The sequence below is a fragment of the Nocardiopsis sp. NPDC006198 genome, assembly GCF_040613895.1.
Classification (GTDB): Bacteria; Actinomycetota; Actinomycetes; order Streptosporangiales; family Streptosporangiaceae; genus Nocardiopsis; species Nocardiopsis tropica.
In genome coordinates this window covers 22,314-43,261 of the sequence record NZ_JBEXSY010000058.1, presented here as the reverse complement: position 1 = coordinate 43,261, position 20,948 = coordinate 22,314, and the positions used below count along the sequence as shown (strand labels likewise).

17 protein-coding genes and 1 tRNA gene are annotated in these 20,948 nt (G+C 70.4%); 9 read left to right on the top strand and 9 right to left on the bottom strand.

Annotated elements, in window-relative coordinates:
• Nucleotides 1-293: 293 nt before the first annotated feature.
• The 8 genes from ABZ234_RS27440 to rpmH form a co-directional block, all read right to left on the bottom strand.
• Complete coding sequence (locus tag ABZ234_RS27440; RefSeq protein WP_267947349.1) at nucleotides 294-1,274, bottom strand: ParB/RepB/Spo0J family partition protein; 981 nt, start codon at nucleotides 1,272-1,274, stop codon at nucleotides 294-296.
• Between the two features lie 86 nt (nucleotides 1,275-1,360).
• Entirely contained in the window at nucleotides 1,361-2,185 is an 825-nt protein-coding gene (locus tag ABZ234_RS27435; RefSeq protein ID WP_267947350.1) for an AAA family ATPase, read from the bottom strand.
• A gap of 158 nt (nucleotides 2,186-2,343) precedes the next feature.
• On the bottom strand, nucleotides 2,344-3,072 hold the full coding sequence (rsmG, locus tag ABZ234_RS27430; RefSeq protein WP_267947351.1) for a 16S rRNA (guanine(527)-N(7))-methyltransferase RsmG: 729 nt from the start codon (nucleotides 3,070-3,072) through the stop codon (nucleotides 2,344-2,346).
• Nucleotides 3,073-3,632: 560 nt separating this feature from the next.
• Entirely contained in the window at nucleotides 3,633-4,121 is a 489-nt protein-coding gene (locus ABZ234_RS27425; RefSeq protein WP_267947352.1) for a R3H domain-containing nucleic acid-binding protein, read from the bottom strand.
• Nucleotides 4,122-4,264: 143 nt separating this feature from the next.
• Nucleotides 4,265-5,209: a membrane protein insertase YidC gene (yidC, locus tag ABZ234_RS27420; RefSeq protein WP_267947353.1), complete on the bottom strand. Its 945-nt coding sequence runs from the start codon at nucleotides 5,207-5,209 to the stop codon at nucleotides 4,265-4,267.
• A gap of 28 nt (nucleotides 5,210-5,237) precedes the next feature.
• Nucleotides 5,238-5,552 carry a membrane protein insertion efficiency factor YidD gene (gene yidD, locus ABZ234_RS27415; protein ID WP_267947354.1) on the bottom strand — a complete coding sequence of 105 codons (315 nt, stop codon included), beginning with the start codon at nucleotides 5,550-5,552 and terminating at the stop codon, nucleotides 5,238-5,240.
• Nucleotides 5,549-6,037, bottom strand: a complete 489-nt coding sequence (gene rnpA / locus ABZ234_RS27410) for a ribonuclease P protein component (protein ID WP_355013946.1) — start codon at nucleotides 6,035-6,037, stop codon at nucleotides 5,549-5,551. Before rnpA ends, yidD begins: the two co-directional genes overlap by 4 nt.
• Before the next feature lie 96 nt (nucleotides 6,038-6,133).
• The gene (rpmH, locus tag ABZ234_RS27405; RefSeq protein ID WP_013155858.1) at nucleotides 6,134-6,277 is read right to left on the bottom strand and encodes a 50S ribosomal protein L34; all 144 of its coding nucleotides are present in this window, start codon (nucleotides 6,275-6,277) and stop codon (nucleotides 6,134-6,136) included.
• Nucleotides 6,278-7,028: 751 nt separating this feature from the next.
• On the opposite strand from rpmH, the gene dnaA reads away from it, so the two are divergent.
• From dnaA to ABZ234_RS27360, 9 genes are all read left to right on the top strand, one after another.
• Nucleotides 7,029-9,200 carry a chromosomal replication initiator protein DnaA gene (gene dnaA, locus ABZ234_RS27400; RefSeq protein WP_355013945.1) on the top strand — a complete coding sequence of 724 codons (2,172 nt, stop codon included), beginning with the start codon at nucleotides 7,029-7,031 and terminating at the stop codon, nucleotides 9,198-9,200.
• Between the two features lie 1,200 nt (nucleotides 9,201-10,400).
• Entirely contained in the window at nucleotides 10,401-11,540 is a 1,140-nt protein-coding gene (gene dnaN, locus ABZ234_RS27395) for a DNA polymerase III subunit beta (RefSeq protein ID WP_267947356.1), read from the top strand.
• A gap of 101 nt (nucleotides 11,541-11,641) precedes the next feature.
• Entirely contained in the window at nucleotides 11,642-12,544 is a 903-nt protein-coding gene (gene gnd / locus ABZ234_RS27390) for a phosphogluconate dehydrogenase (NAD(+)-dependent, decarboxylating) (RefSeq protein WP_267947357.1), read from the top strand.
• A 186-nt stretch (nucleotides 12,545-12,730) separates the two neighbouring features.
• On the top strand, nucleotides 12,731-13,864 hold the full coding sequence (recF, locus tag ABZ234_RS27385) for a DNA replication/repair protein RecF (RefSeq protein ID WP_355013944.1): 1,134 nt from the start codon (nucleotides 12,731-12,733) through the stop codon (nucleotides 13,862-13,864).
• Between the two features lie 172 nt (nucleotides 13,865-14,036).
• Entirely contained in the window at nucleotides 14,037-14,462 is a 426-nt protein-coding gene (locus ABZ234_RS27380) for a DUF721 domain-containing protein (RefSeq protein ID WP_267950582.1), read from the top strand.
• Between the two features lie 486 nt (nucleotides 14,463-14,948).
• Entirely contained in the window at nucleotides 14,949-16,886 is a 1,938-nt protein-coding gene (gene gyrB / locus ABZ234_RS27375) for a DNA topoisomerase (ATP-hydrolyzing) subunit B (protein WP_267947359.1), read from the top strand.
• 75 nt (nucleotides 16,887-16,961) lie between these two features.
• Complete coding sequence (gene gyrA / locus ABZ234_RS27370) at nucleotides 16,962-19,583, top strand: DNA gyrase subunit A (protein ID WP_355013943.1); 2,622 nt, start codon at nucleotides 16,962-16,964, stop codon at nucleotides 19,581-19,583.
• A gap of 107 nt (nucleotides 19,584-19,690) precedes the next feature.
• Nucleotides 19,691-20,446, top strand: a complete 756-nt coding sequence (locus ABZ234_RS27365) for a DUF3566 domain-containing protein (protein WP_355013942.1) — start codon at nucleotides 19,691-19,693, stop codon at nucleotides 20,444-20,446.
• Between the two features lie 180 nt (nucleotides 20,447-20,626).
• A tRNA-Ile gene (locus ABZ234_RS27360) sits at nucleotides 20,627-20,700 on the top strand.
• Between the two features lie 20 nt (nucleotides 20,701-20,720).
• Here ABZ234_RS27360 and ABZ234_RS27355 read toward each other — a convergent pair.
• A complete protein-coding gene (locus tag ABZ234_RS27355; protein ID WP_355013941.1) occupies nucleotides 20,721-20,942 on the bottom strand; it encodes a hypothetical protein in 222 nt (73 codons plus the stop codon).
• Nucleotides 20,943-20,948 lie beyond the last annotated feature (6 nt).

Below are 20,948 nucleotides of genomic sequence, written 5' to 3'. Positions count from 1 at the left end.
CGCCCCCCCGCCCCCGCGGGTGGTCGAGCCGGCCCTCGCCCTCTCCCGCTCCGGGGGGGGGCCCCCCCCCCGGGGGGGCGCCCCCCCCCCCCCCCCCCCGGGGGCCCCCCCCCCACGTCCTGGTCCCCGGGCCGGGGGAGCACCCCTCCCGGGGCCGCCACGACGACCTCCGGCGGCTTCGCGCCCGCGGTGCGTGTTTCACGTGAAACACGCACCGTCGCCCCCGGAGTCCGGGCGGCGCGAAGGCGGTGTTTCACGTGAAACACCGCCTTCGACCACCATCCCGGGGACGCTCAGGAGTTCTGCGCGTCCATCTGCTCGATGATGCGGGCCAGATCCTCCGGTGTCGCGAACTCCACCACGATCTTGCCCTTCTTGCGGCCCATCTGGACCTTGACCGTGGTGTCGAAGCGGTCGGAGAGGCGCGTGGCCCACTCGTCCACCTGGGGCGGGGTGGCGATCCGCTCCGCGGCCCTCCGGGGCCGGTCGTCGTCCGGCGCCTCTCGGAGCGAGACCATCTCCTCCAGGGAGCGGACCGAGATCCCCTCCTGGACGACGCGGGCCGCGAGCCGGTCCTGGAGCTCGGGGTCCTCCAGCCCCAGCAGCGCCCGCGCGTGTCCGGCGCTGAGCACCCCGGCGGCCACACGCGTCTGCACCTTGCCGGGGAGGTTCAGCAGGCGCAGGGTGTTGGTGATGTGCGAGCGCGACTTGCCGACCTGGTGGGCCAGCTCCGCCTGGGTGGTGCCGAAGTCGTCCAGCATCTGCTGGTACGCGGCCGCCTCCTCCAGGGGGTTGAGCTGCTGCCGGTGGAGGTTCTCCAGGAGAGCCTCCCGGAGCAGTTCGTCGTCGTCCGTCCTGCGTACGATCGCCGGGATGCGCTCCAGCCCCGCGAGCTTGCTCGCCCGGAACCGCCGTTCCCCCATGATGAGCTCGAAGCCGACCTCCGCTCCGACCGGCAGCTTGCGCACGACCACCGGCTGGAGCAGGCCGACCTCGACGATCGACTCCCGCAGCTCCTCCAGCGCCTCGTCGTCGAAGTACTTCCGGGGCTGACGGGGGTTGGGCCGTACGTCGGAGAGCTTGACCTCCTCCAGGTACGTGCCGTCCGGCATCTCGGCCGGGCCGGGCACCGCTGTCGTGTCACGCACCTCCACCGGCTCCGGCGCGGGCGGCGGTGCCGTCTCCCGCTCTCTCTCCGCCGGGGCGGGGGCGGGCGGCCCCTGCGGGATCAGCGCCCCCAGTCCCTTGCCCAGACCGCGCCGCTGCTGGCTCACCGGCAACTCCCTCCACACTCCTTGTGAACTTTCCGCCCGGCCCCACCGGTCGGGCGGAGACCGTGTTTCACGTGAAACATCCGGCGTCAGCCGGCGATCGCCCGCGCCCGGTGGGCGATCTCGCGAGCCGCCTCCAGGTAGGCCACCGCCCCGGTCGACGCCGGGTCGTAGGTCATCACCGACTGGCCGTAGCTCGGCGCCTCGGACACGCGCACGCTCCTGGGGATCAGGGTGTCCAGGACGGTCTCCTTGAAGTGCGAGCGCACCTCGTCGGCGACCTGCTGCGAGAGACGGGTCCGGCCGTCGTACATCGTCAGCAGGATGGTGCTGACCGCCAGCCCCGGGTTGAGGTGGGACTGGACGAGCTCCACGTTGCGGAGCAGCTGCCCCAGACCCTCCAGGGCGTAGTACTCGCACTGGATCGGGATCATCACCTCGTCGCACGCCACCATCGCGTTGACCGTGAGGAGGCCGAGCGACGGGGGGCAGTCGATGAGGATGTAGTCCAGGTCCGACGTGTCGTACGCGGCGAAGGCACGCTTGAGCCGGGCCTCGCGCGCGACGAGGGAGACCAGTTCGATCTCCGCTCCCGCCAGGTCGATGGTGGCCGGGGCGCACCACAGGTTCGGGATGTCCGGGACCGGCTGGGCCAGTTTGCGGATCTCCTCGTCCTCGACCAGGCAGTGGTAGATGGAGCGGGTCTGCGTGTCGCGCTCCATGCCGAGGGCCGTGGAGGCGTTGCCCTGGGGGTCGAGGTCGACCACGAGGACCCGCTGCCCGTGCATCGCCAGGGCCGCGGCGATGTTCACCGTCGTGGTCGTCTTGCCGACGCCGCCCTTCTGGTTGGCGACGCCGATCACCCGGCAGGCCGCCGGGCGGGGCCAGACCTCGTCGTGCCCGCGAACCGCCATGGCCGCGTGGGCCGCTCGGGCGAGGGGGGTGTCGGGGACGCCGTAGTTGGATCCGGCCGGTGTTTCACGTGAATCACCGAGCAGGTCTCCATAGGCGCCCGGGGATGTTTCACGTGAAACATCGGCGTTGTCGGCTGGATTCTGGGGCACGAATGAGTTCACCTCTTCCGTCCGCGCTTCTTCTTGCCGCCCCGCGCCTTCTGGGAACCTGCTGACGCGGGCGGACCACCGTCGGATGTCACCGTGACGCGAACGACCGTGGTAGCGGGATCGACTTTACCCCGCCCCACCCTGATCACATCGCTAACGCTCGGCCGCATTTGGGAAACGTCTTCGCGGCCGGCGGCCAGCTCGGCCTCCGCCTGCTCCCCCTTCAGGGCCAGCAGGCTGCCGCCCTTGCGCAGGAGCGGCAGGGCCCAGCCGGCGAGCCGGGGCAGGGGCGCGACGGCACGGGCCGTCACGAAGTCGGTCAGCAGCTGCCCGTGGGCCTCTTCCGCCCGCCCCCGGCGCACCACCACGTTGGACAGCTCCAGGATCTCGACCGCCTCGTCGAGGAAGACCGTCCGGCGCAGCAGCGGCTCCAGGAGGACCATGCGGATGTCGGGGCGCATCATTCCGAGTACCAGCCCCGGAAGGCCGGCGCCCGAGCCGATGTCCACGACCTCGGCGCCCTCGGGGATCAGCTCCTCCACGACGGCGCAGTTGATGAGGTGGCGTTCCCAGAGGCGGGGCACCTCCCGCGGGCCGATCAGACCGCGACGCACCCCGTCGTCGGCGAGTAGTTCGGCGTAGCGCCGCGCCTTCGGCAGGGAGTCACCGAAGACCGCCTCCGCCTGTGCTGGTGGGGCGGGTGGCGCGGCGCCGGGCTCCTCAACATCCGAGGTCATCGGTCACCACCTGTCGGAACTCGTCCATCGTCACTTCCATGCTCGGTCCGCCGCACCCGGGACTCCGCGCGCGGCGCGGCATCGGTCGGAGAGGGGGATGCGCGCTGCGGATCACGGTTCCGCGCGCGTGAGAAAAGATCCTTCATGATCCTACGTGCGGGCGGCACCAGGGTTTCACGTGACGCCCTTCCCGAGGGCGTGTCCGCAGTGTGCCCTCACTCTCCGAAAGCCTCCCTGGGGAGTGTTTCACGTGAAACGCTCCCCCACCCCGCTCTCTGTCCCGCAGCGTTTCACGTGAAACATCGACACGGCGACATGCCGACCCCGGTCCGTCGATGTGTCGACATACCCGCTCGCCCGACCGGGGTCCTCCCGGCAGCCCCGGCGGCCCGGTGCCGCACAAGGCGGCCGGAGACCTCTCACGGCAGGCGCTCCGTCCCGGAGCGGCCTCTCCCGGGGCGTCCGCCCGCCGCACACGGGAGGCGGGCACAGGAGGCGGACACAGAGAAGGGGTGTCGGTGTTTCACGTGAAACACCGACACCCCCTGGGGATGATCGTCCTACGAGGCGGGATGCACCACGACGTAGCGGTTGGGCTCCTCGCCCTCCGACTCGCTGCGCAGGCCCGCGGCGGCCACCGCGTCGTGGACGACCTTGCGCTCGAACGGGGTCATCGGCTCCAGCGGGTGGATCTCGCCGGACTCCTTGACCTTGTCGGCGGCCTCGGTCCCGATCTGGAAGAGCACCTTGCGGCGGCCCTCGCGGTAGCCGCCGATGTCCAGCATCAGCCGGCTGCGCTCGCCCGTCGCCCGGTGGACGGCCAGACGGGTCAGCTCCTGGAGGGCCTCCAGCACCTCGCCGTCCTCACCGATCAGCTCGTCGAGGGTGGCCCCCACGACGGAGACCATCGCACGGTCGCCCTCGACGTCCATGTCGATGTCGCCGTCGAAGTCCCCGATGTCGAGGAGTCCCTCGATGTAGTCCGCGGCGATGTCGCCCTCGTTCTCCAGGGCCTCGACGTCGACTCCGGCCTCAGGCGCCTCAGCCACCGCTACTCCACCGTTCTCTTCCTCGCTACTGCCCACAGCGATCCCGTCTCCTCATCCATCACGCCCTGGCCGTCGTACGCCTCAGGGGCATTGTCGCCTGCGCACTCGAAAGTCCCCGCAACCGACGCGAAGCCGGGAGGCCCCTACTGGGAACCGCCACCGGAGCGCTTGGAGCGCGGCTGCTTCTTCGGCTGCTTGCGTTCGATCTTAGGCTGTTCCTTCGGCTCAGGAGCGGATTCGGCAGCCTTCTTTCGACCCAGCATGCCCTTGGCGGAACCGCTCGGGGAGGCGCCGCCCTTGGCCTTGTCGTCGGCCTGACCGGGAACGGGCTGGTTCCGGTAGAGGAAGTGCTGCTGGACCATCGTCCAGACGTTGGAGGTGACCCAGTAGACGAGCACGCCCACGGGCATCGCCAGACCGAAGAGCCCGAAGAGGGGCGCCATGTACATCATGATCTTCTGGGTCTGCATCATGGGGTTGTCAGGCATCTGCGAGATGCTGCGCTTCATGCTCTGACGCATCGTGAGGAAGGTCGTGGTCCCCATGACCACACAGGCGATCGCGATGATGACCTTGGCCATGATCGGGTCGGTGGCGCCGAGCGCCGTCAGCTCCTCGGGGGAGCTGTTGAACTGCGCGGCGACCGGGGCCGCGAAGATCAGCGCCTGGCGCGCGCTCTCCACCAGCTCCGGCGTGAAGTTGTACTGGGCGTTGCCCTCGGCGACGCTCCGCAGGACGCTGAAGAGCGCGAAGAAGACCGGCATCTGCAGGAGGAGCGGGAGGCAACCCATGATCGGGTTGGTGCCGCTCTCCTGGTACAGCTTCATGGACTCCTGCTGGAGCCGCTGCTGGTCGTGCTTGTAGCGCTCCCGCAGCTTCATGATCTTCGGCTGGATGTCCTGCATCTTCCGCTGCGTGTTCATCTGCTTGACGAACAGCGGGACGAGCAGGAGCCGCATGAGCACGGTGAGCAGCACGATGGACAGGCCCCAGGCCCAACCGCTGTCTGTGTCGAGGCCGACGAAGGTCAGACCCGCGTGGATCTGGACCAAGATCCAGCCGACGATGTTGTAAAGCCAGTCCAGCACCGGCCAACTCCTATTTGCTTCGGTTCAGCTACTGGTCCCCGGAAGCGGTTCCGGCGTGACCGGCCTCGCCCGTAGACTCCTCGGACTCCTCGTTCCGGCGCCCCCTGGGCGGCGGAACCGGATCAAGACCCCCCGGGTTGAAGGGGTGGCAACGGCCGATACGCCTGATCGCCAACCACGACCCGTAGAGGGCTCCGTGCACCCGCAGCGCCTGGACGGCGTACGTGCTGCACGAAGGGTAGAAACGGCAGACCGGGGGGAAGAGCGGGCTGATGAAGCGTTGGTAGCCCCGGATGGGCAGGATCAGCACACGCGCGAACGCCGTCGGTCTGTGCTCGGTCATCGGCTCGCCCACCGTTCTCCGCCCTCGTCCGGGCGGCGGTTCCCCGCTGTTTCGCTCTTCGCCTGATCCGCCTCGGGCGGCCGGGTTCCCCCGCGACCGCGCCGGCGACGCGACGACGATCCGCGGGGGCGCACCACCGCGGCGATCGCGCTGTCGAGTTGCGCGGCCAGGTCCTCCTGCCGCAGGGAGGCGGCGGCGGGCTTGGCACGCACTACCAGCAGGCTACCGTTTGGCAGAACAGCCAAGAGGGGCCGCATGGCATGGCGCAGCCGGCGCTGGACGCGCTTGCGCACCACCGCTCCCCCGACCGCCTTGCTGACGACGAAGCCGACGCGCGGCGGGTCCGCGGGAACCGCCGGGTCGGCGGTTCCGGGCGTGGGTGCGAGGTAGACGACGCCCACGGCGTCGCGCGACGAGCGCCTGCCGGAGCGCATGACGGAGGCGAACTCGGCACTGTGGCGCATCCGGTTCCTCGGCGACAGCATCCGCGCTCCTCCGGTGTCGGGACTTCTCCCCACGAAAAAGGGACCGGCCGGCGAGAAGGCCGGACCGGTCCCTGAGAACTTGGGGCTGAGCGTGGCCTAGTGGCTCACGGTCAGCGCCGCGCGCCCCTTGCGGCGCCGCGAGGCGATGATGGCGCGACCGGCGCGCGTACGCATGCGCAGCCGGAAGCCGTGGACCTTCGCGCGACGCCGGTTGTTCGGCTGGTACGTACGCTTGCTCACTACTGGCTCCAGGGGCGTGTCAGGAAAGTACTACGACGGACCCCCAGGATATGCGGGGTCCCAGGGTGCATGAACCGCAGCCGCGCAACCGTGACGACACGTGCGCAGGCAGGATGGTCGGCATAAGCATAAAGAAGATACGACCTGGTGTGGTCGCGGTCAAATCAGACCCGTCCGCGGCGGCGCCGGCCCGGCCTCCGGGGCCGCCCGGGCCCCGGGCCCCTCCGGCACCGGGACCCACCAGCCTGTGGACAACTTGTTGTCCACAGGTCCGTGCGACTTCCACGTCCGCCCACTTCTGTGGATAACCTCAGCCTGTGGATAACTTCTGACGCCACCGCCCCGCCCCACCCCCGGCCCATGGACCATCCCGCCTACACACGCACTGACCTGCGAATTGTGGACAACTCCGCACTGTGCACAGAGATCTGCCATCCTGTGGATAAACCTGTGGACAACTTGTGGACAACGCCCTGGATCTGTGGATACCCCGCCGCGCCCGCATGCGAGGCCGATCTCGGGCAGTGAGGTTATCCACAGGATCAAACCGCACCGAAACGCCCACCCGGCCGCGTTCCCCTGCCCCGGCACTGCCCCGGGGGGAGGACAATGGGAAGCCGCTCCCCGAGGCCTCCGGCTCCCGCGGCGCATGACCGACGACACTCCGCGGGCTCCCCGTCCCCCGTCCCCTCCTGCTCCACCCGCAACGCACTGATCCGCACCGAAGGGACAGCACCCATGGCAGGTCACCTTGGCTGACGCACAGGTCAACCTCGCAATGGTCTGGTCCAGCGTGTTGGACGGGATCGACAACGACTCCCTGCCAGCGCACCAGAGGGCATGGCTGCCGCAGACCCGGCCACTGGGCCTGATCGAGGACACCGCGCTGATCGCGGCGCCCAACGAGTTCACCAAGAAGGTGCTGGAGACGCGCCTCTACCCCGCCATCAGCAAGGCGCTCTCCGCCCACCTGGGACGGGAGATCCGGGTCGCGGTGACGGTCGACCCGACCGCCGTGCCGACCCCGCCCCCCACCCCCGCGCCGTCGGCCTCCTACGGCCCCTCGGCCACGCGGGGCGCGGAGGCCGACCGCGGGCACACCTTCTCCCCCGGCACGCCCGGCGTCGCCTCGGCCGGGCCGTCCTCGCCGACGGCCCCCGCCACCCCCCACGGCCAGGCCCCGCAGTCGCGGGCCGGCGCCAGGGGCCAGCACGCGCGCCCGGCCCCGTCGCAGGAGGACAGGCTCCCGGGAGGCGGGGGCGCCCCGTCCGGACACACCAGGGAGGACGCCGCCGCGGGAGCGGGCGCCCACCACGCGCCGCCGACGGCCCGACGGCAGTGGACCTCCGGCCCGTCGGGGGAGGCCGGACACGCCGACCTGCTCGGTCCCACCCCTTCCCCGGACGCCTACGCCGCGGACGGCGGTCCCGTCCCCCCGGCAGAGCGGTCACCCGGCCGGGCGGACCCGCACGCGGGCCCCGGCCAGGACGGCCAGGACCCGTCGGCGTACGCGGCCCGCGACGTCCCGGCGCCCTGGGTCCAGCAGACGTTCGCCACACCGCAGGAGACCCCGACCTCCCCCCTGTGGGAGCAGCCCTCCGCCCGGGAGGGCCGACGGGAACCGGAGTCGTGGCAGCAGCAGAGCTGGAGCGGGCCCGGCTGGGACCAGCCCAACCGCTGGGAGACCCCGCGGGGCCCGGCCACCGGCTCCGAGCAGTTCGCGGCCGGGGACCGACGGCCCGAGGAGGAGCCGGACGAGGCCTCCCGGAACCGGGACCGGGACCCCGCCCCCGAGCCCCCGCCCGAGCCCGTCCGGGCGTCGCCGAGGCCCTCCGCGCCCTCCCCCGCCCCGCCGCCGGGGCGCTCGCCGGAGGTGCCCCCCGGCGAGCACGCGCGACTGAACCCCAAGTACACGTTCGACACCTTCGTCATAGGCTCCAGCAACCGCTTCGCGCACGCGGCGTCGGTCGCGGCGGCCGAGGCGCCCGCCAAGGCGTACAACCCGCTGTTCATCCACGGCGGCTCCGGCCTGGGCAAGACGCACCTGCTGCACGCCATCGGGCACTACACGCACCGCCTCTACGAGGGTTCGCGTGTGCGCTACGTCAGCTCCGAGGAGTTCACCAACGAGTTCATCAACTCGATCCGGGACGGCAAGGCGGACGGGTTCCGCCGTCGCTACCGGGACATCGACGTCCTCCTGGTGGACGACATCCAGTTCCTGGAGAACAAGGAGCAGACGCAGGAGGAGTTCTTCCACACCTTCAACACGCTGCACAACTCCGACAAGCAGATCGTCATCTCCAGCGACCGGCCGCCCAAGCAGCTGACCACGCTGGAGGACCGCATGCGCAGCCGGTTCGAGTGGGGCCTGCTCACCGACGTCCAGCCGCCCGAGCTGGAGACGAGGATCGCGATCCTGCGCAAGAAGGCCGCGCAGGAGGGGCTGGCGGCCCCGCCGGAGGTCCTGGAGTTCATCGCCAGCAAGATCTCCACCAACATCCGCGAACTGGAGGGCGCGCTGATCCGCGTGACCGCCTTCGCGAGCCTCAACCGGCAGTCGGTCGACCTCGACCTCACCAGCCAGGTGCTGCGCGACCTGGTCCCCAGCACGGAGGTCCCGGAGGTCACGGCCGGGGCGATCATGTCCCAGACGGCCGCGTACTTCGGCCTGACGGTCGAGGACCTGTGCGGGACGTCGCGTTCCCGGGTCCTGGTGACCGCCAGGCAGATCGCCATGTACCTGTGCCGGGAGCTGACCGATCTGTCGCTGCCCAAGATCGGTCAGCAGTTCGGGCGCGACCACACCACGGTCATGCACGCCGACCGCAAGGTCCGCGCGCTGATGGCCGAGCGCAGGTCGATCTACAACCAGGTGCACGAGCTCACCAGCCGCATCAAGGACCAGCCCTCGCTGCCCTGACCCCGCTTCCGACCGTGGAGGGGCCCGCCGGTCGGCGGGCCCCTCCACGGTTCCCGCCCCTGTCCGCACGGGACCGCGCCCTGCCCCGCTCCCGGACGGCCCCGTCCGGCCCCGGCGGGCGCCCGGGGGGGCGGACGGCTCCCCCTCACACTCCCGCACGGACCGGACGGGACCGCGCCCCGGCTCCTGCGGACATGTCGTCCCGTCGACGGGGCGACATGGCGACTTGTCGTCCGCGGACGCCCCGCCCGCCGCCTCCCCCGGAGTTATCCACAGGCCTGTGGGGACGAACGCCCCGCCTTGTCGGGGTTCACGGCCCCTGCGCGGGGCCGCCGCGGTCCGTCCGCGACACTCTCCGTTTCGCCTGGTTCCGGGGCCGGCGCCCCCGCTGTTGCCCTCCCCACACCGGCGCCCGCGGACGTCCGGCGGCGCTCCGCCCCTGTTCACGGCGCATGGCGGGGACAGGCCCTGTGGAAAAACCTGTGCACAGACTCTTTGTCCGCGTTCGGGTGGTCTGTGGAGGGTGTCGGAAAAAAACTTTGGCGGATTCTCGCGGAAGTTATCCACAGGAGAGGGCCGAAATCTGTGGACAACCCTGTGGACAAGCTGTGGACAACCGCGTCGAAGCTGTGGGTAACCCACCCCTTCTCTGTGGACGCCGAAGCCGGGCCCTTCCCGTCCACACCCCGCCCCACTGTGGACAAGCTGGGGAAAACCTGTGGACGAACCTGTGGACGCGGTGTGGACAACCTGAGGGGGCCCTCGGTTGTCCACAAGGGGCCCGACTTACGCACAGGGTTACACACAGGACCTGTGGACAAAAATTCGCAGTCTGACCTGCGACAATGATGGTTATCCACACTATCCACAGGCCCTACTACTACGGCGCACCTTCATTAACCCAAGAGTGGCTTCACAACAGCTTCGCGGAAAATCTGTGGACAAAGCCCCGAGACGACAGCGACGACAGACCGGTGCCGAGCTGTCAGCGGCAGGGGAGGAATCCGGGTAACGTGTGGTCTCGCCCCTGTCCTCCGCCGCCCACATCCGAGCGGTGGCCCCTACGGGATCCGAGCCGGCTCCCAGGCGCTGTCCACAGCCCTGTCGACGGAGTACTCCGGCAGACCCACAGACACCCCACGAGCTGCAACGTTGAGGCTTCGACCGGTACTGCCGGTCGTGCGGAAAGTGAGTCGGAAAGTGAAGTTCCGGGTCGAACGCGACGTCCTGGCCGAGGCAGTCGCCTGGACCGCGCGCACACTGCCGACGCGCCCCTCGGTGCCGGTCCTGGTCGGCATCCTGCTGGAGGCCGGCGAGTTCGAGGGCCGGCAGCAGCTGCGCCTGTCCGGCTTCGACTACGAGGTGTCCACCCAGGCGGCGGTCGACGTCGAGGTCGAGGAGCCCGGCCAGGTCCTGGTGACCGGCAAGCTCCTCGCCGAGATCACCCGCAACCTCCCTCCCCAGGCTGTGCAGGTCGCCACCGACGGCTCCAAGGTCGTCGTCACCGGCGGCAGCGCGAAGTTCACGCTGAACACCATGCCGGTCGAGGACTACCCCACGCTCCCGGAGATGCCCGGTGTGAGCGGGACCATCGGCAGCGACGCCTTCGCCGCCGCCGTCAGCCAGGTGGCCGTGGCCGCCGGGCGCGACGACACCCTGCCGATGCTCACCGGCGTCCGCGTCGAGATCGAGGGCGAGACGATCACGCTCGCCTCCACCGACCGCTACCGCCTGGCCGTGCGCGAGCTGACCTGGAAGCCCGAGAACCCCGACCTCTCCGCGGTCGCGCTGGTCCCCGCCAAAACGCTCCACGACACCGCCAAGTCGCTGACCTCCGGCGCCGAGATCTCCATCGCGCTCGCCAGCAGCGACTCCGGCGAGGGCATGATCGGCTTCGAGGGCGGCGGCCGCCGCACCACCACGCGCCTGCTCGACGGCGAGTTCCCCAAGTACCGGGCACTCCTGCCGGACACGTTCAACTCGGTCGCCGAGGTGGGGCGCGCCGAGTTCGTCGAGGCGGTCAAGCGCGTCTCGCTCGTCGCCGAGCGCAACACCCCGCTGCGACTCTCCTTCACCCAGGGCCAGCTGGTCCTGGAGGCCGGTACCGGCGAGGAGGCCCAGGCGGTCGAGGTCCTGGAGGCCGATCTGGACGGCGACGACATCCAGATCGCCTTCAACTCCGGTTTCCTGCTGGACGGGCTCGGCGCCATCGGCACCGACGTCGCCCGCATGAACTTCACCACCTCGACCAAGCCGTCGATCCTCACCGGGAAGCCGGCGGAGGAGGGCTCGGCCCCCGAGTACCGCTACCTGATCATGCCGGTGCGCCAGCCCGGCTGATCCGGACAGGTTCGATTGACTGGCGTCCGCCGGACCCGGCCCGCGGCTTCCGCCCCGGGCCGGTCGGCTTCCATCCGCAGGTGGCGAAGGGGAGTACAACGATGCAGATCGGCATGATCGGTCTCGGCAAGATGGGCGGCAACATGGCCGCCAGGCTCCGGGAGAAGGGCCATGAGGTCATCGGCTACGACGTCGCCTCGCAGGAGCGCGACGTCGACACCCTGGCCGAGCTGGTCGGCCGACTGGCCGCTCCGCGGACCGTCTGGGTGATGGTCCCCGCGGGGGAGCCCACCTCCGCCACCGTCGCCGAACTCGGCGACCTCCTGGAGGCGGGCGACCTCGTCATCGAGGGCGGCAACACCCACTACGTCGACGACCGCACCCGCGCCGAGGCCCTGTCGGCCAGGGGCGTCGGCTACGTCGACGCCGGTGTCAGCGGAGGGGTCTGGGGCCGTCAGAACGGCTACGGCATCATGGTCGGCGGCGCGGCGTCCGACATCGAGCGGGCGCGCCCGGTCTTCGACTCCCTCACCCCCGACGAGGGCGGCGGCTTCGTGCACGCCGGCGGCGTCGGCGCCGGCCACTTCGTGAAGATGGTCCACAACGGCATCGAGTACGGCATGATGCAGGCCTTCGCCGAGGGCTACGAGCTCATGGCCGCCTCCGACGTCGTGGACGACGTGCCCGGCACGTTCGAGAGCTGGCGCGAGGGCACGGTCGTGCGCTCGTGGCTGCTCGACCTGCTCTCCCGGGCCCTGGAGCAGGACCCGGACCTGGCGGAGCTGCGCGGCTACGCCCAGGACTCCGGCGAGGGCCGCTGGACGGTCCAGGCCGCCGTGGACCTCGCCGTCCCGGCCCCGGCGATCACCGCGGCGCTCTTCGCCCGGTTCGCCTCCCGCCAGGACGACAGCCCCGCGATGAAGGTCGTCGCCGCGCTGCGCAACCAGTTCGGCGGCCACGCCGTCACCAAGGCCGGCGCCGCCGACGACCACGACGAGCCCTAGGCCGTCGTCCCTCTCCCCCGGGCCCGGGGCGCCCGCGCCCCGGCACGGTCCGTGCCGTACGCCGCCCGCCCGGGTACGGGGCTCCCGCACCGCTCCTCCCCGGGGACGCGCCTTCGTGCCCGTCCCCGGGACCACCGCACCCTTCTCCGCCCGAAGTCCGCGCTCCAGCCCCAGGAGGAAGGCCGGATGTACGTATCCCACCTGCAACTGGCCGACTTCCGCTCCTACGAGTCCGCGCTGCTGGAGCTGGCTCCGGGCGTGAGCGTGTTCGTCGGGTCCAACGGCCAGGGCAAGACCAACCTCGTCGAGGCGATCGGCTACGTGGCCACCCTGGGGAGCCACCGGGTCTCCTCCGACACCCCTCTGGTCCGCATGGGCGCGCCCCGCGCCATCGTCCGGGCCAAGGTCGTCCGTGACGACCGGTCCATGGTGGTGGACCTGGAGCTCAACCCCGGCCGGGCCAACCGCGCCAGGATCAACCAGGCCGCGGCCGGCCGGCCGCGCGACGTCCTGGGGATCCTGCGCACGGTGCTGTTCGCGCCGGAGGACCTGGCCCTGGTCAAGGGCGACCCCGGTGAGCGGCGCCGTTTCCTGGACGACCTCCTGGTGGCCCGCACGCCCCGCATGGCGGGGGTGCGCTCCGACTACGACCGGGTGCTCAAGCAGCGCAACGCGCTGCTCAAGTCGGCCTCCAGCCGCATGTTCAAGCAGCGCGCGGCGCCCGACCTGAGCACGTTGGAGGTCTGGGACGACCACCTGGCCGAGGCGGGGGCGGAGCTGCTGGCGGCGCGGCTGGCACTGGTGGAGGAGCTGAGACCGAGGATCGGTGCGGCCTACGCCGGGCTGACCGACTCGGGCGGGCCGGCGGTCCCCCGTTACCGGAGCTCCGCGGCGCCGGAGGGCGCCGGGCTTCCCGAGGACCGCCCCCGGCTCGCGGACGCCCTTCGCGCGGCCATGGCGGAGGCGCGCGACAAGGAGCTCCAGCGCGGGATCAGCCTGGTGGGGCCGCACCGCGACGACCTCCACCTCCAGCTCGGCGACATGCCGGCCAAGGGGTACGCGAGCCAGGGCGAGTCCTGGTCGTACGCCCTCTCCCTCAAGCTCGCCGCGTTCGAGCTGCTGAGAGCGGACGGGGACGACCCGGTGCTGATCCTGGACGACGTGTTCGCGGAGCTCGACAGCGAGCGGCGCCGCAGGCTGGCCGAGCGCGTGCGCGACGCCGAGCAGGTCCTGGTGACCGCCGCCGTCGCCGAGGACATCCCCGAGGAGCTGGACGGGGCGCGGTTCGGAGTGCGCGAGGGGGCCGTCGAGGGTGAGTGACCACCGTCCACAGCCTGTGGACACGCCGGGCGGATCCCCGGGCCCCGGCCCGGGGGCGGGGGCATCGGTCCTCGGCGGGGGCGCGCTCCGTCCACAGGCTGTGGATGGAGCACTCCGACCCCCCGACCCGGCTCCGTCCTCCCCGCCCGTCCCCGCGTCGCCCGCCGAGCCCGTGGCGTCCGGGGCCGACCTCGCGCGCCAGGCTCTCGCGAGGGCCAGGGCCGAGGCGCGCGACCGCGGCGCCGTCCCCCGCGGATCCCAGCGCTCGCGGAGGCGTGGCCGGATGCGGTCACGCAACGAGCCGCAGTTGTTCGGCGAGGCCGTGCGGACCTGGCTCATCGAGCACGGGTGGCAGGAACAGGTGGCGATCGGGGGCGTCTTCGGCCGCTGGTCGGACATCGTGGGCGAATTCAATGCCGAGCATCTGCGCCCCGAAAGTTATTCGGAGGGCGAACTGGTCGTGGTGGCCGATTCGCCGACGATGGCAGCCCACGCACGAGCGATGGTGCGCGATCTGATGCGCCGCCTCAACGAGGAGCTGGGCGACGGGACGGTCGTCGCGATCAAGGTCCGGGGCCCCGGTTTCCGGCGCCGCTGAACGGCCTTCCGGGCCTCCCGCCCCGCGGAGGGGGAGGCCCGGACCGTCCACAGGCTGTGGATAGCCGCAGGTGAACGCGGTCCTCCCGGGGGTGGTGTGCTACCGGGGGTACGTGGTGCGGGGTGCGCGATCCGGGGCGGGCGGCACGTCCCCGACGTCCGGCCCAACGCCACTGAAGCGCGCCGGGACTTGCGGGAGACCCCTCCCGCGTGTAGGGAGTCGGCTCCCTCCCTGAACGTTCGTTGTGATGCGGCACAGGGCCGCCAATGCCACTTTGTCGTACCGCGCGGGGTATCATGGAGACGGTTCTTCAGACGCCTGTAGCCGGTACCACGCCCCCAGGAGAGGGTGGGCGGACGGCCCGTGCGGCGAACGGTGATCCCCCAGGTGTCGCGGCATCTCGGCCCTTCGATCACCGTGCCGAGGGCCAACCGTCGTCCGCCCGGCCACGGCCGGCAGGCGTCCCCAGCAGGAGGGTGTTCCCACTTGGCCTACGACGCAGGTTCAATCACGGTTCTCGAGGGGCTTGAGGCAGTTCGCAAGCGCCCCGGAATGTACATCGGTTCCACCGGAGAGCGGGGCCTGCACCACCTTGTCTACGAGGTGGTCGACAACTCGGTCGACGAGGCGCTGGCCGGGCACGCCGACGCCATCGAGGTCACCCTGTTGGCCGACGGCGGGGTGCGGGTGGCCGACAACGGGCGCGGCATCCCGGTCGGCCTCCACCCCGTGGAGAAGCGCCCCGCTGTCGAGGTCGTGCTGACCACGCTCCACGCGGGCGGCAAGTTCGACGGCAAGTCCTACGCCGTCTCCGGCGGTCTGCACGGCGTCGGCGTCTCCGTCGTCAACGCGCTGTCCACGGCACTGGACGTGGAGATCCGCGTGCACGGCCACGTGTGGCGCCAGCACTACGAGATGACCGCGCCCACGGGCGAGCTCGTCAAGGGCGAGACGACCGACGAGACCGGCACCCAGATCACGTTCTGGCCGGACGGCTCCATCTTCGAGACGACGACGTTCACGTTCGAGACCCTCGCCCGCCGGATGCAGGAGATGGCCTTCCTCAACAAGGGGCTGTCCATCACCATCCGCGACGAGCGGCCCGAGCACACCGACGGCGGCCCGACCGTCAACACCTTCCACTACGAGGACGGCCTCTCGGACTACGTCCGCCACATCAACGCCAAGAAGGAGCCGGCGCACGCGTCGATCATCTCCTTCGAGGAAGAGGGCGACGGCATCGCGGTCGAGGTCGCCATGCAGTGGAACCAGTCGTACACCTCGTCGGTGCACACCTTCGCCAACACGATCAACACGGCCGAGGGCGGCACCCACGAGGAGGGCTTCCGCTCCGCGCTCACCACACTGGTCAACCGGTACGCCCGCGACCAGAAGCTGCTGCGGGAGAAGGACGACAACCTCACCGGCGACGACATCCGCGAGGGTCTGACCGCGATCATCTCGGTCAAGCTCGCCGACCCGCAGTTCGAGGGCCAGACCAAGACCAAGCTCGGCAACACCGAGGCCAAGTCCTTCGTGCAGAAGGTCACCAACGAGCACCTGCGCGACTGGTTCGAGCGCAACCCCGGCGAGGCCAAGGACGTCGTGTCCAAGGCCAGCCAGGCCGCCCGGGCCCGTGTCGCCGCCCGGCAGGCGCGCGACCTCACCCGTCGCAAGACCCTGCTGGAGACCACCTCCCTCCCCGGAAAGCTGTCGGACTGCCAGTCCACCAACCCGGAGGAGTGCGAGGTCTACATCGTCGAGGGCGACTCGGCCGGCGGCTCCGCCAAGGGCGGGCGCAACCCGCACAACCAGGCCATCCTGCCCATCCGCGGCAAGATCCTGAACGTCGAGAAGTCGCGGATCGACCGCATCCTCAAGAACAACGAGGTCCAGGCGATCATCACCGCCCTGGGCACCGGCATCCACGAGGAGTTCGACGCCGAGAAGCTGCGGTACCACAAGGTCATCCTGATGGCCGACGCCGACGTCGACGGACAGCACATCCGCACACTGCTGCTGACCCTGCTGTTCCGCTTCATGAAGCCCCTGGTCGAGGCCGGCAACGTCTACCTGGCCGCGCCGCCCCTGTACAAGATCAAGTGGGACCAGAAGGGCAGCGACGCGAGCTACGCCTTCTCCGACGCCGAGCGGGACCGGGTCATCGAGGCCGGGATCGCCGAGGGGAAGCGCGACCCGCGCCCGCGCGACATGGTGCAGCGGTTCAAGGGCCTGGGCGAGATGAACGCCAACGAGCTGTGGGACACCACGATGGACCCCGACCGCCGGGTGCTGCTCCAGGTCAGCCTGGAGGACGCGGCCCAGGCCGACGAGATGTTCAGCGTGCTCATGGGCGAGGACGTCGAGTCCCGGCGCGCCTTCATCCAGCGCAACGCCAAGGACGTCCGCTTCCTGGACATCTAGAGGGACCGGGCCCGGGGCGAGGTCCCGGGCAGTGAACCACGCTCAACACAAGCTTCGTAGAAGGGATCGACATCCGTGACGGATGCGAACAACCCGGACGCCCCTGAGGGAGCGGACTCCACGGTGGAGGCGCTCCCGCGCACGACGGACCGGATCGAGCCCGTCGACATCCAGGTCGAGATGCAGCGCAGCTACCTCGACTACGCGATGTCGGTCATCGTCGGCCGTGCCCTCCCCGACGTCCGCGACGGCCTCAAGCCCGTCCACCAGCGCGTGCTCTACGCGATGTACGACGGCGGCTACCGCCCCGACCGCGGCTACTTCAAGTGCGCCCGCGTCGTCGGCGACGTGATGGGCAACTACCACCCGCACGGCGACAGCGCCATCTACGACACCCTTGTGCGCCTCGCCCAGTGGTGGTCCATGCGGATGCCGCTGGTCGACCCCAACGGCAACTTCGGCTCCCCGGGCAACGACCCGGCCGCCGCCATGCGGTACACCGAGTGCAAGCTCGCCCCGCTGGCCATGGAGATGCTCCGGGACATCGACAAGGAGACCGTCGACTTCCGGCCCAACTACGACGGCCGCTCCTCCGAGCCCGTCGTCCTCCCGGCCCGGTTCCCGAACCTGCTGGTCAACGGCTCCTCGGGTATCGCGGTCGGTATGGCGACCAACATCCCGCCGCACAACCTGCGCGAGATCGCCGACGGGGTCAACTGGTACCTCGACAACCCGGAGAGCGGGGACGAGGAGCTGCTCGACGCGCTGATCCAGCGCGTCAAGGGCCCCGACTTCCCGACCCGCGGCCTCATCGTCGGCAAGCGCGGCATCGAGGAGGCGTACCGCACCGGTCGCGGCTCCATCACCATGCGCGCCGTGGTCGAGGTCGAGGAGGACCGCCGGGGACGCCAGACCCTGGTCATCACCGAGCTGCCCTACCAGGTCAACCCGGACAACCTCGCCCTGAAGATCGCCGACCTCGTCAAGGACGGCAAGATCACCGGCATCGCCGATGTCCGGGACGAGAGCAGCGGCCGGACCGGCCAGCGGCTGGTCATCGTGCTCAAGCGCGACGCCGTCGCCAAGGTGGTCCTCAACAACCTCTACAAGCACACGCAGCTCCAGGAGACCTTCGGCGCGAACATGCTCGCGCTGGTCGACGGCGTGCCGCGGACCCTGCGCCTGGACCAGATGATCCGCCACTGGGTCAAGCACCAGGTCGAGGTCATCGTCCGGCGCACCAAGTACCTGCTGCGCAAGGCCGAGGAGCGGGCCCACATCCTGCGCGCGCTGCTGCGCGCCATGGACCGCATCGACGAGGTCATCAACCTCATCCGGGCCAGCGCCTCCGCCGACGAGGCGCGCACCGGCCTGATGAACCTCCTGGAGATCGACGACATCCAGGCCCGCGCGATCCTCGACATGCAGCTGCGCAAGCTCGCCGCGCTGGAGCGCAACGCCCTGACCGCCGAGTACGACGAGCTGATGTCCCAGATCGCCGACTACAACGACATCCTCGCCTCGGACGTCCGCCAGCGGAGCATCATCCGCGAGGAGCTCAGGGAGATCGTCGAGAAGTACGGCGACGAGCGGCGCACGCACATCATCCCGTTCGAGGGCGACATGCGCATGGAGGACTTCATCGCGGAGGAGGACGTGGTCGTCACGATCTCCCGCGGTGGATACGCCAAGCGCACCCGCATCGACAACTACCGGGCGCAGAAGCGCGGGGGCAAGGGCGTGCGCGGCGCCCAGCTCAAGCAGGACGACATCGTCCAGCACTTCTTCGTCACCACCACCCACCACTGGATCCTGTGCTTCACGAACCAGGGCCGGGTGTACCGGACGAAGGCGTACGAGCTGCCGGAGGCGGCGCGCGACGCGCGCGGCCAGCACGTGGCGAACCTGCTGCCGTTCCAGCCGGGCGAGGAGATCGCGCAGATCATGGCGCTGCGCGACTACGAGGCCGCGCCCTACCTGGTGCTCGCCACCCGTGAGGGCCTGGTCAAGAAGTCCCGCCTGGAGGACTTCGACTCGGCGCGCGCGGCGGGCATCATCGCGATCAACCTCCGCGACGAGGACGAGCTGATCGCCGCCCGCCTGGTCTTCCCCGACGACGACCTGCTGCTCATCTCCAGTGACGCCCAGGCGATCCGCTTCCCGGCCTCCGACGAGTCGCTGCGGCCGATGGGCCGGGCCACCAGCGGTGTGATCGGCATGCGGTTCCTGGAGGGCGACTACCTGCTCAGCATGGACGTCATCCGCCCGGACGACGGTTCCACCGACGTCCTGGTCGCCACCGAGAACGGCTACGCCAAGCGCACCCCCTCCGAGCAGTACCCGGTGCAGAACCGGGGCGGCAAGGGCGTCCTGACGGCCAAGGTCGTCGAGGCACGGGGCAAGCTGGTCGGCGCCATGATGGTCGACCCCGAGGTGGACGAGATCTTCGCGATCACGTCCGGGGGCGGCGTCATCCGCACCGGGGCCGCCGAGGTCAAGCAGTCGGGCCGCACCACCATGGGCGTCCGTCTGATGAACCTCGACAAGGGCAACAAGATCGTGGCGGTGGCGCGCAACGCCGAGGCCGCGGAAGAGGCCGAGGCCGACGCCGTCGCCGCCGAGGTGGCGGAGGCTGCCGAGGCCACCGCCGACACGGACGGAAACGCGGTCGACGGGGATCGCAACCCTGAGGCCTAGACTGCGCGTTAAGCCCGATAAGGACCGTGGGGTTCGCTTCGCGAACCCCACGGGGTCCGAGCGCCTCAATCACCCGTTCTCAACGAAAGTCCAGCGGTAACGTTTCTATGTCTGACAACCAGCGGAACACCACCACGAACGAATCCGACTCGGACACGGCAGGAACCGCCGGGGTCGAGGACATGGAGACGGCCGAGAGGGACACTGTCGGGGCGGAGGTCACCGGGACCGCCGGGACGCCCGCGAGCGAGGGCGTCGAGGAGTCCGGAGACGACGCGAAGGCCCCCGCCGGGCCCGAGGCCGAGCCGGAGCCCGCGAAGGCCCCGGCCGCGGCCGAGGAGCCCGTCGTCCCCGTGTCCGCGCCGGCCGACCCGGCGGAGGAGGAGTCCGTGACGGAGGACCGCGCTGAGGCGGGGGGAACGCCAGTGACCGAAACGAAGGCCTCGGTGCCCGAGGGCCCGAACGCCGTGAAGGCCACCTTGTCCAGCCGGAAGGCGCACCTGACGGTCTCCCGTGTGGAGCCCTGGTCGGTGATGAAGTTCAGCTTCGTCGTCTCCCTGGTCTGCTTCATCGTCCTGTTCGTGGCGATCGCCGTCATCTACGCGACGCTGTCGATGCTGGGCGTCTTCGAGGAGCTGACCAGCATGATCGACGCCCTCCTGGAGGGCGACGGCGGTGACGGCGAGCTCGGCCTGAACCCGGCCGCGTGGTTCTCGCCGGGACGCGTGCTCGGCTACACCGGTGTGGTCGGCGCGCTGAACATCGTGCTGATCACGGCGCTGTCCACCGTGGGCGCGATGGTCTACAACCTGGTCGCCGACCTGGTCGGCGGCGTGGACGTGACGCTGTCCGAGGCCGAGTAGGCCCTTGGCGCCGGCCCGGTCCTCCCCCGGAGGGCCGGGCCGAAGCGCGTACGGAGCACTCTCGGCCAGGGGTAAAATGGGAAGTGAAGAGGGGCGCGCGACCCGTGTCCCCCTTCGTTCGCGCCTCGACTATCCGGTTCGCCCGGGTGCGGTGGGTGCGGTAGAGTTTCCTCGGAACGAGGGCGTATAGCTCAGTCGGTTAGAGCGCATCCCTGATAAGGATGAGGCCCCAGGTTCAAGTCCTGGTACGCCCACCCACGAAAAGGCCCCCCGGTCACCCGGGGGGCCTTTTGCGTACTGCTGGAAAGTACGGCATCAGCTGCTCGTAGAGCCTGTATCCGGGCCGGTCCCATCCTCCGCCGATGCTTTCTCCGAGCCGCTCGAGCGCTTCCACCGTGCTGTCGTCGTGGACGTCGGTGCGCAGGTCCGTGGTCGGCCTGAACCGGCTGTGGCGGGGGATCCGCATCGACGGGTCGTCATGTCGCCGTGTCGACAAGCGGCC

Bases quoted from the DNA above. Each gene is read 5' to 3' on its own strand.
- rsmG (WP_267947351.1), bottom strand. From the start codon at position 3,072: ATGACCTCGGATGTTGAGGAGCCCGGCGCCGCGCCACCCGCCCCACCA.
- ABZ234_RS27435 (WP_267947350.1), bottom strand. From the start codon at position 2,185: ATGGCGGTTCGCGGGCACGACGAGGTCTGGCCCCGCCCGGCGGCCTGC.
- gnd (WP_267947357.1), top strand. From the start codon at position 11,642: ATGCAGATCGGCATGATCGGTCTCGGCAAGATGGGCGGCAACATGGCC.
- yidD (WP_267947354.1), bottom strand. From the start codon at position 5,552: ATGACCGAGCACAGACCGACGGCGTTCGCGCGTGTGCTGATCCTGCCC.
- ABZ234_RS27365 (WP_355013942.1), top strand. From the start codon at position 19,691: ATGTCTGACAACCAGCGGAACACCACCACGAACGAATCCGACTCGGAC.
- rnpA (WP_355013946.1), bottom strand. From the start codon at position 6,037: ATGCTGTCGCCGAGGAACCGGATGCGCCACAGTGCCGAGTTCGCCTCC.
- recF (WP_355013944.1), top strand. From the start codon at position 12,731: ATGTACGTATCCCACCTGCAACTGGCCGACTTCCGCTCCTACGAGTCC.